The sequence below is a fragment of the Ideonella sp. genome, from assembly GCF_041914305.1.
GTDB lineage: Bacteria > Pseudomonadota > Gammaproteobacteria > Burkholderiales > Burkholderiaceae_C > Ideonella.
This window is the reverse complement of record NZ_JAYSDQ010000013.1, coordinates 143,888-157,529: the sequence shown is the minus strand read 5'-3', so window position 1 is coordinate 157,529 and position 13,642 is coordinate 143,888. Positions and strand designations below refer to the sequence as shown.

Annotated in this window: 9 protein-coding genes; all 9 read left to right on the top strand. The window is 64.3% G+C overall.

Annotated features, from left to right (window positions below; all coding sequences use genetic code 11):
• Positions 1-8: 8 nt before the first annotated feature.
• The 9 genes from ACE3SG_RS17835 (at position 9) to ACE3SG_RS17795 (ending at position 13,634) form a co-directional block, all read left to right on the top strand.
• A complete protein-coding gene (locus ACE3SG_RS17835) occupies positions 9-713 on the top strand; it encodes a type 4a pilus biogenesis protein PilO (RefSeq protein ID WP_374567354.1) in 705 nt (234 codons plus the stop codon).
• The gene (locus ACE3SG_RS17830; protein ID WP_374567258.1) at positions 710-1,240 is read left to right on the top strand and encodes a pilus assembly protein PilP; all 531 of its coding nucleotides are present in this window, start codon (positions 710-712) and stop codon (positions 1,238-1,240) included. The genes ACE3SG_RS17835 and ACE3SG_RS17830 overlap by 4 nt, the downstream gene beginning before the upstream one ends.
• Positions 1,237-3,453, top strand: a complete 2,217-nt coding sequence (gene pilQ, locus ACE3SG_RS17825; RefSeq protein WP_374567256.1) for a type IV pilus secretin PilQ — start codon at positions 1,237-1,239, stop codon at positions 3,451-3,453. The genes ACE3SG_RS17830 and pilQ overlap by 4 nt, the downstream gene beginning before the upstream one ends.
• 42 nt (positions 3,454-3,495) lie before the next feature.
• Entirely contained in the window at positions 3,496-5,016 is a 1,521-nt protein-coding gene (locus tag ACE3SG_RS17820) for a hypothetical protein (protein ID WP_374567254.1), read from the top strand.
• 16 nt (positions 5,017-5,032) lie between these two features.
• Entirely contained in the window at positions 5,033-5,560 is a 528-nt protein-coding gene (locus ACE3SG_RS17815; RefSeq protein WP_374567252.1) for a shikimate kinase, read from the top strand.
• Between the two features lie 91 nt (positions 5,561-5,651).
• Positions 5,652-6,752 carry a 3-dehydroquinate synthase gene (gene aroB / locus ACE3SG_RS17810; protein WP_374567250.1) on the top strand — a complete coding sequence of 367 codons (1,101 nt, stop codon included), beginning with the start codon at positions 5,652-5,654 and terminating at the stop codon, positions 6,750-6,752.
• A 25-nt stretch (positions 6,753-6,777) separates the two neighbouring features.
• Complete coding sequence (locus ACE3SG_RS17805) at positions 6,778-7,947, top strand: deoxyguanosinetriphosphate triphosphohydrolase (protein ID WP_374567248.1); 1,170 nt, start codon at positions 6,778-6,780, stop codon at positions 7,945-7,947.
• A gap of 68 nt (positions 7,948-8,015) precedes the next feature.
• Positions 8,016-8,723, top strand: coding sequence for a transposase (locus ACE3SG_RS17800; protein WP_374567246.1), 708 nt, complete (start codon positions 8,016-8,018; stop codon positions 8,721-8,723).
• Positions 8,724-8,843: 120 nt separating this feature from the next.
• The gene (locus ACE3SG_RS17795) at positions 8,844-13,634 is read left to right on the top strand and encodes a glutamate synthase-related protein (protein WP_374567244.1); all 4,791 of its coding nucleotides are present in this window, start codon (positions 8,844-8,846) and stop codon (positions 13,632-13,634) included.
• The last annotated feature ends 8 nt before the right edge of the window (positions 13,635-13,642 follow it).

Sequence of the window (13,642 nt, the reverse complement as noted above, 5' to 3'; positions counted from 1 at the left end):
GGCGCATGATGGCCACCAGTAAATCCAATACCCCCAGCATCGACGTCGCAGCTGCCTTGCGCCGCGGCGCTGCTCAGTTTCGCGATCTCAATCCCAAAGAACCCGGCCAATGGCCGATCCTGCCCAAGATTGCCAGTTGCATCGCCGTGTCCATCGGCGTCGTGGTGCTGGGTTGGTTCGCTGTTCTGAGTGACGCAGACCAGTCATTGGAGGCCGCGCGCGCCAAAGAGCCGAAGCTCAAAGCCGACTACCGCTCGAAGCTGACACAAGCGGTGAACCTGAACGAGCTGAAGAAGCAGAAAGAACAAGTTCAGGAGTACGTCACCCAGCTCGAGAAGCAATTGCCCGGCAAGGCCGAGATGGACGCCTTGTTGTCGGACATCAACCAAGCGGGCATCGGGCGAGGTTTGCAGTTCGAGCTGTTCCGGCCTGGCCAGGTGGTGGTGAAGGACTACTACGCCGAATTGCCCATCGCGATCAAGGTGTCTGGTCGGTACCACGACGTGGGTTCATTTGTGGCAGATGTGGCGAACCTCTCGCGCATCGTGACGCTTCATGACCTCGTCATCGCACCGCCGCCGAAGGACACTTCGGGTACCTTGATGATGCAGGCCACTGCGCGCACCTACCGTTACCTGGACGCCGCCGAGGTCGCCGAGGTCAAGCGCGCGGCTGCTGCAGCCAAGTCGAAGCAAAAGGGCAAGAAGTCATGAAGCGCCTAGTCTTGTGGGCGGTGCTCGGCGCAGCGGTGGTCTTGGCAGGCTGCGGCGCCAACACCGAAGAGTTGTCGCAATGGATGGAGCAGCAAAAGCGCGAAGTCAAGCCCAACGTCGAGCCGATCGCGGCGCCCAAAAAATTCGTGCCGCAACCCTATGCCTCGATCACCGGCGTTGAGCCCTTCAGCGCGCAGAAGGTCACTTCTGGCACTCGCATGGACAGCGGGCAATCGAATGCGATGTTGTCCGCGCAACTGCGCCGCCGCAAGGAGCCGCTCGAGGCTTATCCGCTCGATGCCATGAAGATGGTGGGTACGGTGACCCGGCAGGGCAAGCCGCACGCGTTGATTGAAGTCGACAAGCTGCTTCACTATGTGAAGGCGGGCGAGTACATCGGCCAGAACTACGGGCAGATCACCAAGATCGGTGAAACGGAACTGTCGCTGCGCGAGCTCGTGCAGGACGCGGCGGGCGAATGGATCGAGCGCACCACGACCCTCCAGCTTCAGGAGAAGGCGCAATGAAATACAAGTTGGAGTCACGCAAGATGCGCAGTTGGACTGTGGGTGGGCTGCTGCTGGCCCTGGGCCTGGCAACGCCGGGGCTGACATGGGCTCAAAACCTGATCCGTTCGATCAGCAGCAACCAGCAGGCGACCGGAGAAGTGATTCGCGTCGAACTGGCCGAGCCGCTGTCGGCCGCGCCCGCTGGCTTCGCCATTCAGGCGCCTCCGCGCGTTGCCATCGACCTGCCCAATGTCGGCAACGGTGTTGGCAAGTCGTCGGTCGACATCAACTCGGCCAACGTCCGCAACGTGAACATCGCCAACTCGGGCGACCGGACGCGGCTAGTGCTGAGCCTGAAGCAGCCGGCGAACTACCGCACTGAACTGCAGGGCAAGTCGCTGCTGATCATGCTGGATGCCGCCCCCAGCGCGGCATCGACCACTGCGGCGGGCACGACCCAGCCGGTCCACTTCGCCAACAGCCAGAACGCCGAGCAACTGCCGCTGCGCGACATTGACTTCCGCCGCGGTCCTGATGGCGCGGGTCGGGTCATCGTTGGCCTGGCGAGCACCCAGGTGGGTGTGGACCTCAAGCAGCAGGGCCAGAACCTGGTCGTTGAATTCCTGCGTTCGACGCTGCCCGAGGCGCTTCGTCGGCGTCTGGATGTCTCCGACTTTGGCTCGCCAGTGCAAGCCATTTCCACCACGCAGAGCGGCGACCGGGTGCGCATGGTGGTCGAGCCGCGCGGCGCCTGGGAGCACAGTGCCTACCAGACGGACACCCAGTTCGTGCTGGAAGTGCGGCCCGTCAAGATGGACCCGAACAAGCTTACCCAGGGCCCGGGCTACCAAGGCGAAAAGCTGTCACTGAACTTCCAGAACATCGAAGTCCGGTCGCTGCTGCAGGTCATCGCCGACTTCACCAACTTCAACGTGGTGACCAGCGATACCGTAACAGGCAACGTCACGCTGCGGCTGAAGGATGTCCCTTGGGACCATGCGCTGGACATCATCCTGCAGGCCAAGGGCCTGGGCATGCGCAAGTCGGGCAATGTGTTGTGGATCGCGCCGAAGGATGAACTCGCGGCCAAGGAGCAGGTGGACCTGGAGGCCAAGAAGAAGGTGGCCGACCTGGAGCCGGTGCGAACGCAGTCGTTCCAGTTGAACTACACGAAGGCCGAAGACATCGCCCGTGCGCTGCTGGGTCAGATGGTGGACAAGGACGGCAAGGCGATCAGCATTGCGTCCCCTGGCGGCGGAAGCGGCAGCTCCACCAACAATGTCCGCATCCTTTCGCAACGCGGTACCGTGTTGGCTGAATCCCGTACCAATCAGCTGTTCATCTCCGACATTCCGTCGAAGTTGGAGGAGGTGGCGGTGATGATCGCAAAGATCGACATCCCCGTTCGCCAAGTACTGATCGAGGCGCGTATCGTCGAAGCGGACGACAAGTTCGGTCGGGCTCTGGGCGTCAAGCTTGGCAGTACCGATTTGCGCGGCCTGCGTGGCGGTATCCCAGGCTATTCGGTGGGCGGCAACAACTACCTGACCGTGGGTGGCAACTATTCGAACGTCGGTGTCCAGACGCTGCAGACGCCTAATACGGATACCAGCTACATGCCGGACTCGCAGTTTGTCAACCTGCCGGCCAGCACGGGGACCATCAGTACGGCGTCTGCGGCGACCTTCGCGCTCTCTCTGTTCAGCGCCACCGCGAACCGGTTCCTGAATCTGGAACTGTCTGCGCTCGAAGCTGAAGGCAAAGGCAAGATCGTTTCCAGCCCGCGTGTCATCACCGCAGACCAAGTCAAGGCCATCATCGAGCAAGGCGAGCAGATCCCGTACTTGGTGGCGTCGTCCAGCGGTGCCACGTCGGTTCAGTTCCGCCCGGCAGCTTTGAAGCTGGAAGTCATCCCGCAAATCACGCCGGAAGGCAATGTGATTCTGGACGTGGATGTGGCCAAAGACAGCCGCGGTGAAGCGACCGTCGCCGGCCCCGCGATCAATACGAAGCACGTGAAAACCCAGGTGCTGGTGGAAAATGGCGGCACGGTCGTGATTGGCGGCATCTTCACGCAGAACGAGCGTGAAGACGTCAACAAGGTGCCCTTCCTCGGGGACATTCCGTACCTGGGGAATCTCTTCAAAGAGCGGGTGAAGCTGAGCAGTCGCACCGAGTTGCTCATCTTTCTCACCCCGAAGGTCGTGACCGATCGCTCTGCCGCACGTTGATTTCGACGGCCGCGTGCAAGCGAAAGCGTTCTGGAGTTTTCAATGATTCGATGGATCAAGGCGTGGGCTGCCGGTTTGGCGGCGAGCGCGATGTTGGCGGGTTGCAGTGGTGGTGGTGGCGAGCCCGGTAGTTGCTCGTTTTCGTGCCCAGGCGGACCCGGTTCCGAGACTACCTATGAAATAGCGGTTGACGTTCAACGTTCGGGTGCTTCGGTGACGTCCATAGGAAGCACCGAAACGGTTCAGGCGGTGGCGCATGTGGTGGACAGCACCGGTCACGCGGCTGAAGGCGTTCTGGTGACGTTTACGGAGTCCAATGCAGCGCTACTCAAGTTCGCCCCGTCTACCGGCACCGCTTTGACGGACTCTGACGGCTACGCCAGCCTTGACATCTCCGCGCAAACCACAGCGTCCGCTGGAGCGACAACGGTAAACGCCGCAGCGTCGGTGGGAGGCAAGGACTACTCGGCGGCCAAATCGATCTCGGTTACCGCCGGTGGTCAGGTCGATGTCGCGGAGCCGAGCGCGCTCAACTTCATCAGCGTCGTGCCTGCCGATCAGGCCATCGTCATCAAGGGCGCGGGCGGCAATGGCCGCTCCGAGTCGGCCTCGCTGACATTCAAGGTCGTCGATGCCAGCAATACCCCGATCAAGGGTGTCAACGTTTCGTTTGCCGTGAACCCGAGTGGGAAGGTCACGCTCAACATTCCCAACGCGGTGAGTGACCTGAACGGATTGGTCGTGACCACCGTGCATTCTGGAACCGAGCCAACAAGCGTGGTGGTTACTGCCACCGCGTTGACCAGTGACAACGAGGCGGTCACTGGTCAGTCGGATACGCTGGTGGTCAGTAATGGGGTGGTGATCGCGGAAGGTTTCGAGATCGTGGCCGAAAAGTACAATCTGGACGGTCGGATAACCGGTGACGATACGAAGATTTCTGCCTTCGTTCGCGATGCGTTTGGCAACCCGGTACCTGACGGCCTCGCGGTGTCTTTCGTCACCGACTTCGGTAGTGTCGCGTCGTCGAATATGGGCGGATGCCTGACCGTCAATGGCACCTGCTCGGTGGACTTCCGCGTCCAGGACCCTCGAGGCGAAGGCTTGGCCACCGTCATTGCGAGCGTCAGCGTGGGCGAGGACGTGTCCTTGTCTGACGCGATCCCGATCAATATGGCCGGTGCCAAAGGGTCGTTTGCAGCCGCTGCGACGTCTACCGGGCCTATTCTTTCGCAACTGACGATGACCAGTTGCTCGCAGGCTTTCTTCCCTTACCTTCTTGACTCGGCATCGGGACGATCTGCGACTGCCGGTACGACTATCGCGGTCGACTCTACTTCGGCCAATCTCGGGGCCTCGGTGGCAGGGGGCTCGCCCGTACGGGACTCCTTGTCTTTTGAGCCCACTTTGTTCACATTGAATGTGAATGCGACAAGTACTGCGCTGCGTCCGCTGTGCAATCCCAATGGAACCCCGAAACCCGGTGGAACAATTCTGATGCGGTATCAGACGCCTGGCGGCGTCAGTGATGCTCAGATTCTCGATATCTACTATCCACAGTAATCGTTGCCGTGACATTGTGACCGTCGTTCTGGTCGGCATGCCCGGCTGTGGCAAGTCCACTGCCGGGCGCCAACTGGCGCGGAATCTTGGTTGGCGCTTTGTTGATTCGGACGCCGAGATTGAGCATGAGATCGGCGGTCCGATTCGGGCCTTCTTCGATCGCAATGGCGAAGAGCGGTTTCGCGAGATCGAGCAGCAGGTGATTGAGCGCCTGTCCAAGCCAGAGCGCTTGGTCTTGGCCACCGGCGGCGGCGCGGTATTGCGCCAGCAGAACCGGGATGCGATGGCGCAGCCAGGAAACCAGGTGGTCTATCTGCGGGCGACGCCAGAGGATTTGGCGCGGCGCTTGCGGCACGACACCCAACGACCGTTGCTGCAGGGCGGGGACCCGCTGCGCAAGCTCCGAGATCTGTTTCGGCAACGCGACCCGCTCTATCGCGAAGTGGCGAGCTTCGTCATCGACACTGGCCGGACCTCGGTCCCCACGTTGGTGAACCTGCTCTGCATGCAGCTCGAGATGGCGGGGCTGAGCCGCTCGGCTTAAGGCTGTTCCGGCCTGCCGCTGAAGGCCAGGCCGTGCATTGCGGCTGAGCCTGTGCCGGGCCGCTTAAACTGCCAAGATGAACTTGGCTCCCATGACACCTGCAGCGCAGGATGTTGACCATGTGACTGTCGCGCTCGGCGACCGGTCCTACGAGATCGTGATCGGCGCCGGCGTTCTGGCGGACGATGCGTTCTGGCGAGGGCTGCCCTCGGCGCGCCACGCGCTCATCGTGACCAACGACACCGTGGGGCCGATCTATGCCGCGCAACTGCGCCAGCGGCTCGAGAGCACCTACGCGGACGTTGTCGTCGTCAGTCTGCCCGACGGTGAGTCGTTCAAGGATTGGTCGACGCTGAACCGCATCTTCGATGCGTTGCTGGGCCACGGATGCGACCGCAAGACCGTGCTGTTTGCGCTTGGGGGTGGGGTGGTGGGTGACATGACGGGCTTCGCAGCAGCCTGCTACATGCGCGGTGTGCCGTTCGTGCAGGTGCCGACCACCTTGCTGTCGCAAGTTGACTCATCGGTGGGCGGCAAGACGGCGATCAATCACCCCCTGGGCAAGAACATGATCGGCGCGTTCTACCAACCGGCGCGCGTGCTGTGCGACCTGGATACCCTGGCGAGCCTGCCCGACCGTGAGTTGAGCGCGGGCTTGGCCGAGGTCATCAAGTACGGGCCGATCGCAGATGCAGGCTTGATGGACTGGCTCGAGGAACACATGGAGGGCTTGCGCCGCCGCGAGACCCCACTGCTTCGGCAGGTGATCCGCCGCTCCTGCGAGATCAAGGCGCAGGTGGTGGGCGCCGATGAGCGGGAAGGGGGCTTGCGCGCCATCCTGAACTTCGGCCACACCTTCGGGCATGCGATCGAAGCTGGCCTGGGTTTCGGCGTGTGGCTGCATGGTGAGGCGGTGGCCGCCGGCATGGTGATGGCGGCGGAGCTGTCCGAGCGGCTGGGCTTGTCGCCTGTCGGGCTGCGCCAGCGGTTGAGTGACTTGATCGCGCGCGCAGGGTTGCCGGTTCGCGGCCCGCGGCTCGGGGCGGCGGAATACCTGCGCCACATGCGGGTCGACAAGAAGGCTGAAGGAGGCGACATTCGCTTCGTGCTGATTGAGGGCCTGGGCCACGCCGTGCTGCGCAGCGCCCCGGATGCACTGGTGGCCGAGTGCATCGACGCGCACTGCGCGTAGCGTGGTCAACGGCCTGGGCGCGGCCATGAGCTTCAACCCGACGCCGCGTGACCACGGATTGGCCGTCTGGGCGTGCCACGCCGTCAGCAGCCGGGGGCGCCGGCGGCAAGAGCGCCCGGCCCCCACGCGCACCGACTTTCAGCGCGATCGCGACCGCATCGTCCACAGCTCGGCCTTCCGGCGTCTGGTCTACAAGACCCAGGTGTTCCTGAACCACGAGGGCGATCTGTTCCGCACGCGGCTGACCCACTCGCTGGAGGTTGCGCAGTTGGGGCGATCGATGGCCTGCAGCCTGGGCCTGAACGAAGACCTGGTCGAAGCGATCGCCCTGGCCCACGACCTGGGGCACACCCCATTTGGCCACGCTGGGCAAGACGCGCTGAACGCCTGTATGGCCGGGCATGGTGGCTTCGAGCACAACCTGCAAAGCCTGCGGGTCGTGGACAAACTGGAACAACGCTACCCGGTCTGGGACGGCCTGAACCTGTGCTTCGAAACACGTGAGGGCATCCTCAAGCGCTGCCCGGTGGCGCTGGCCCAAGCGTGGGAAGCTGAAGAGCCTGGTGGCGTCGGCTACCGCTTCGTGGCCGGCCTGCAGCCCAGCCTGGAGGCGCAACTGACCAACCTGGCCGACGAGATCGCCTACAACGCGCATGACATCGACGACGGTGTGCGGTCCGGCCTGCTGACGCTGGAGATGCTGCGAGAGGTCGCGTTGTTCGAGCGGTTTCACCAGGAGACCCTGTCCGACCATCCCGGCCTGGCCACGGGGCACCAACGCCGCCTGCTGGCAGAGATCATCCGGCGCATGCTGTCGGCCCAGGTCTACGACGTGATCGCCACCACCCAGCAGCGACTGGCGCACCACCAGCCGGACAGCGCCGACGCGGTTCGACGCATGCCGCCACTGGTGGGCTTCAGCGACGAGATGAAGCACCGCAGTGCCGAACTGAAGCGGTTCTTGTACCGGGCGCTCTACCGCCACCCGCAGGTGATGGCCACCACCGACGCGGCCAAGCATGTGGTCAGCGATCTCTTTGCGGCTTATCGATCTCAGCCCTTGGCGCTGCCGGCCGACTACGCGCGCAGCTCGGAGCCGACAAGGGCGCTGGCCGACTACATCGCGGGCATGACCGACCGATTCGCAATCCGCGAGCACCAACGGCTCACCGGCAAGCGCTTGTTCCCGGACTGACCTGGCCGCGCCGCACTGACGATCGCGAATTTGCAAAAATGGGGTCAGATCAATTATTGACTTGACCCATGGCCCGCCAAGCACGACTGACCATCCCCGGCCATCCGCACCACCTGCTGGTCCGGGGCAACAACCGACAGCCGATCTTCGTCGACGATGACGACCGCAGGCGCCTGCTGGCGCAGCTCAGTGACACGCTGCGTGAGCAGGCGGTGGCGCTGCATGCCTACGTGCTGATGCCCAACCACGTGCACCTGCTGGCGACGCCGGCCAACGCCGATGCGCTCAGCCGGGCCATGCAGAGCCTGGGGCGGCGTTACGTGGCCAGCTTCAACGCGAGGCACCAGCGCAGCGGGACGCTGTGGGAGGGGCGGTACCGCGCTCACGTTGTCGGCGGGGCGGACAACGTGTTGCGCTGCATGCGCTTCATCGAATTGAACCCGCACCGCGCCGGCCTGGCCTCTGGCTTGCTTGAAGGCGGCTGGTCCAGCCTGCCGCACCACTTGGGGGCCCTGCGCGACCCCTTGATCACCGAGCCGGCAGCCTACTGGAACCTTGGCAACACGCCCTTTGAGCGAGAGGCGGCCTACCGCGAATGGCTGGAGCAAGGGGTGGGCTCGCTGGAGGCGCAGCGCATCGTTTCGGCGCTCGTGAGCGGGCGGCCTTTGGGCGACGCCGCATTCGTCGCCGAACTGGAAAAGACGACGGCCCGTTCGCTGGCCCCCCGGCCTCGCGGACGACCCCGCAAAATCGCGTCTAAGACTGTCCCCAATTAATAAATCACATCAGACCACCAAGCTAATATATCAACCTGACCCTATTTAATAACGCTTGTGGCTGACAGGGCTTTCTTTTAACCTCGCGTTTCCCCTAGCCAACGTCGAGGAGCGTTGCCCATGTCCAAGGCCACGCCGGGTTCTGCACCGAGCCCCACCCCCCATCCGTCCGCTGAAGAAATCCAGGCGCTGAGCGCGCACGGTCTGTACGACCCGCGCAACGAGAAAGATGCCTGCGGGGTCGGTTTCGTCGCCCACATCAAGGGCCAGAAGGCCCACGCGATCATTGCCCAGGGCCTGAAGATCCTCGAGAACCTGGACCACCGCGGCGCGGTGGGGGCCGACAAGCTGATGGGCGATGGCGCAGGCATCCTGATCCAGATCCCCGACGACTTCTTCCGCGCCGAGATGGCGGCCCAGGGCATCACGCTGCCACCGCCGGGTGAATACGGCGTCGGCATGATCTTCTTGCCGAAGGAACACGCCTCGCGCCTGGCCTGTGTGCAAGAGCTGGAGCGCGCGATCAAGGCCGAAGGCCAGGTGCTGCTCGGTTGGCGCGACGTGCCGGTCGACACCGACATGCCGATGTCGCCGACCGTGCGCCTGACCGAGCCGGTGATCCGTCAGGTCTTCATCGGCCGCGGCGCCGACGTGATCGTGCCCGACGCGCTGGAACGCAAGCTCTACGTGATCCGCAAGACGGCCTCGGCGGCGATCCAGGCGCTGAAGCTCACCCACAGCCGCGAGTACTACGTGCCCAGCATGAGCTGCCGCACGATCATCTACAAGGGCTTGCTGCTCGCCAACCAGGTCGGCCAGTACTACAAAGACCTGTCGGACCCGCGCGCGGTCTCGGCCCTGGCGCTCGTGCACCAGCGCTTCTCGACCAACACCTTCCCCGAGTGGCCGCTGTCGCACCCCTACCGCATGGTGGCGCACAACGGCGAGATCAACACCGTCAAGGGCAACTTCAACTGGATGCGCGCACGCGAGGGCGTGATGAAGTCGCCGGTGCTGGGCGACGATCTGAAGAAGCTCTACCCGATCAGCTTCGAAGGCCAGAGCGACACGGCCACCTTCGACAACGCGCTCGAGCTGTTGACGATGAGCGGCTACCCGCTCGCGCACGCCGCGATGATGATGATCCCCGAGGCGTGGGAGCAGCACGAGATGATGGACCCGCGTCGTCGCGCGTTCTACGAGTACCACGCGTCGATGATGGAGCCGTGGGACGGCCCGGCCGCGATGGTCTTCACCGACGGCAAGCAGATCGGCGCCACGCTCGACCGCAACGGCCTGCGCCCCGCGCGCTACATCGTCACCAACGACGACCTGGTGGTGATGGCCTCCGAATCCGGCGTGCTGCCGATCCCCGAGAACCACATCGTCAAGAAGTGGCGCCTGCAGCCCGGCAAGATGTTCCTGATCGACCTGGAACAAGGTCGGATCGTCGACGACGAAGAGCTGAAGAACCAGTTCGCCAGTGCGCGGCCCTACCGCCAGTGGATCGACAACGTGCGCGTGCGGCTCGATTCGATCCCCGCCGGCGACGCGCCGACCACCGCCTTCGCCGAAACGCTGCTCGACCGCCAGCAGGCCTTCGGCTACACGCAAGAAGACATCAAGTTCCTGCTCGCGCCGATGGCCACCGCCGGCGAAGAAGGCATCGGCTCGATGGGCAACGACTCGCCGCTCGCGGTGCTGTCGGACAAGAACAAGCCGCTGTACAACTACTTCAAGCAGCTGTTCGCCCAGGTCACGAACCCGCCGATCGACCCGATCCGCGAAGCGATCGTGATGAGCTTGAACAGCTTCATCGGCCCGAAGCCCAACCTGCTCGACATCAACGCGGTCAACCCGCCGATGCGGCTGGAGGTGTCGCAGCCGGTGCTCGACTTCAAGGGCATGGCGCGGCTGCGCAACATCGAGGCCGCCACCGGGGGCAAGTTCAAGCCCTACGAGATCGACATCACCTACCCGCTGGCCTGGGGCAAGGCCGGCATCGAGGCCAAGCTGGCGTCGCTGTGCGCCGAGAGCGTCGATGCGATCAAGAGCGGCCACAACATCCTGATCATCAGCGACCGCCGGATGGACCGCGCGAACCTGGCGATCCCGGCGCTGCTGGCGTTGTCGGCCATCCACCACCACCTGGTGCGCGAAGGCTTGCGCACGACCGCCGGCCTGGTCGTCGAGACCGGCTCGGCGCGTGAGGTGCACCACTTCGCGGTGCTGGCGGGCTACGGCGCTGAGGCCGTGCATCCGTACCTGGCGATGGAAACGCTGGCCGCGATGCATCAGGAGCTGCCGGGTGAGCTGTCGGCAGACAAGGCGATCTACAACTACGTCAAGGCCGTCGGCAAGGGCCTGTCGAAGATCATGTCCAAGATGGGCGTGTCGACCTACATGTCGTACTGCGGTGCGCAGCTGTTCGAGGCGATCGGCCTGAACAAGGACATGGTCGGCAAGTACTTCCGCGGCACCGCCACGCAGGTCGAAGGCATCGGCGTGTTCGAGGTCGCCGAAGAGGCGCTGCGCAACCACCGCGCCGCCTTTGGTGAAGACCCGTTGCTCGACAGCATGCTCGAGACCGGCGGTGAATACGCCTGGCGCGTGCGTGGCGAAGAACACATGTGGACGCCGGACGCGATCGCCAAGCTGCAGCACAGCACGCGCTCGGGCAAGTTCGACTCCTACAAGGAATACGCGCAGATCATCAACGACCAGAGCAAGCGCCACCTGACGCTGCGCGGTCTGTTCGAGTTCAAGTTCGACCCCGCCAAAGCGATCTCGGTCGACGAGGTCGAGCCGGCCGCCGACATCGTCAAGCGTTTCGCTACCGGCGCGATGTCGCTCGGCTCGATCTCGACCGAGGCGCACACGACGCTGGCGATCGCGATGAACCGCATCGGCGGCAAGAGCAACACGGGCGAAGGCGGCGAAGACCCGGCGCGCTATCGCAACGAGCTGAAGGGCATCCCGATCAACGCCGGCACCAAGGTGTCGGACGTGATCGGCACCGGCGTGGTCGAAGCCGACTACGAGTTGAAGGCCGGTGACAGCCTGCGCTCGAAGATCAAGCAGGTCGCGTCGGGCCGCTTCGGCGTGACGACCGAGTACCTGGTCTCGGCCGACCAGATCCAGATCAAGATGGCCCAGGGCGCCAAGCCCGGCGAGGGTGGCCAGCTGCCAGGCGGCAAGGTCAGCGACTACATCGGCATGCTGCGCTACTCGGTGCCCGGCGTGGGCTTGATCAGCCCGCCGCCGCACCACGACATCTACTCGATCGAAGACCTGGCGCAGCTGATCCACGACCTGAAGAACGCCAATCCGCGCGCGTCTATCAGCGTCAAACTGGTGTCCGAGGTGGGCGTGGGCACCATCGCCGCGGGTGTCACCAAGTGCAAGGCCGACCACTTGGTGATCGCCGGCCACGATGGTGGCACGGGCGCTTCGCCGTGGTCCAGCATCAAGCACGCCGGCACGCCCTGGGAGCTGGGCCTGGCCGAGACCCAGCAGACGCTGGTGCTCAACCGCCTGCGTGGCCGTGTGCGCGTGCAGGCAGACGGCCAGATGAAGACTGGCCGCGACGTGGTGATCGGCGCGCTGCTCGGCGCCGACGAGTTCGGCTTCGCCACCGCGCCGCTGGTGGTCGAAGGCTGCATCATGATGCGCAAGTGCCACCTCAACACCTGCCCGGTGGGCGTGGCCACGCAAGACCCGGTGCTGCGCGCCAAGTTCGCCGGCAAGCCCGAGCACGTCGTCAACTATTTTTTCTTCGTCGCCGAAGAGGCGCGCCAGCTGATGGCGCAGCTGGGCATCCGCAAGTTCGACGAGCTGATCGGCCGTGCCGATCTGCTGGACACGCGCAAGGCCATCGGCCACTGGAAGGCCAAGGGCCTGGACTTCAGCCGTGTCTTCCACCGCCCGCAGGCCCCGGCCGATGTGGCGCGCTTCCATGTCGAAGAGCAGGACCACGGCCTGGACCGCGCGCTGGACAAGAAGCTGATCCAGAAGTGCCGCGACGCCTTCGAGACCGGCGAAAAGATCCAGTTCATGCAGGACGCGCGCAACGTCAACCGCTCGGTCGGGGCGATGCTGTCGGGCGAGCTGATCCGCCGCCGCCCCGAGGGGCTGCCCGACCACACGGTGTTCATCCAGATGGAAGGCACCGGGGGCCAGAGCTTCGCGGCCTTCCTGGCGCAGGGCATCACGCTGTACCTGATCGGCGAAGCCAACGACTACACCGGCAAGGGCTTGTCCGGCGGCCGCGTCGTCGTGCGCCCGAGCATCGACTTCCGCGGTGACGCCACCGCCAACATCATCGTGGGCAACACCGCGCTGTATGGCGCGACGAGCGGCGAGGCGTTCTTCCGCGGCGTGGCCGGCGAGCGCTTCGCGGTGCGGCTGTCGGGCGCGACGGCGGTGGTCGAAGGCACCGGCGACCACGGCTGCGAGTACATGACCGGCGGCACCGCAGTCGTGCTGGGCAAGACCGGCCGCAACTTCGCGGCCGGCATGTCGGGCGGCATCGCCTATGTGTTCGACGAAGACGGCCAGTTCGCCAAGCGCTGCAACACCGCGATGGTGACGCTGGACAAGGTGCTCAGCACCCAAGAGCAAGAGGACACCGTCGATCCCGCGATCTGGCACAAGCAGCAGACCGACGAGGCGCTGCTGAAGAAGCTGATCGAGGACCACCACAAGTGGACAGGGTCCTTGCGCGCACGCGACATCCTCGACCACTGGGCCGATTCGCGCGCCAAGTTCGTCAAGGTCTTCCCGACCGAATACAAGCGGGCGCTGGGCGAGCTGCACGCCGCCCGCGAGGCCCTCGATGTGATCGACAAGGCCGTCGGCAAGCCCGACAAGAAGGCCGCCGCCAAGGCCGGCAAGTCATTGACCTCGAAGTAAGCCGAGAA

What these genes read in the sequence shown, in the direction of transcription:
- aroB (WP_374567250.1), top strand. Translation starts at nt 5,652, where the DNA reads ATGACACCTGCAGCGCAGGATGTTGACCATGTGACTGTCGCGCTCGGC.
- ACE3SG_RS17805 (WP_374567248.1), top strand. Translation starts at nt 6,778, where the DNA reads ATGAGCTTCAACCCGACGCCGCGTGACCACGGATTGGCCGTCTGGGCG.
- ACE3SG_RS17830 (WP_374567258.1), top strand. Translation starts at nt 710, where the DNA reads ATGAAGCGCCTAGTCTTGTGGGCGGTGCTCGGCGCAGCGGTGGTCTTG.
- pilQ (WP_374567256.1), top strand. Translation starts at nt 1,237, where the DNA reads ATGAAATACAAGTTGGAGTCACGCAAGATGCGCAGTTGGACTGTGGGT.
- ACE3SG_RS17820 (WP_374567254.1), top strand. Translation starts at nt 3,496, where the DNA reads ATGATTCGATGGATCAAGGCGTGGGCTGCCGGTTTGGCGGCGAGCGCG.
- ACE3SG_RS17795 (WP_374567244.1), top strand. Translation starts at nt 8,844, where the DNA reads ATGTCCAAGGCCACGCCGGGTTCTGCACCGAGCCCCACCCCCCATCCG.
- ACE3SG_RS17800 (WP_374567246.1), top strand. Translation starts at nt 8,016, where the DNA reads ATGGCCCGCCAAGCACGACTGACCATCCCCGGCCATCCGCACCACCTG.
- ACE3SG_RS17835 (WP_374567354.1), top strand. Translation starts at nt 9, where the DNA reads ATGGCCACCAGTAAATCCAATACCCCCAGCATCGACGTCGCAGCTGCC.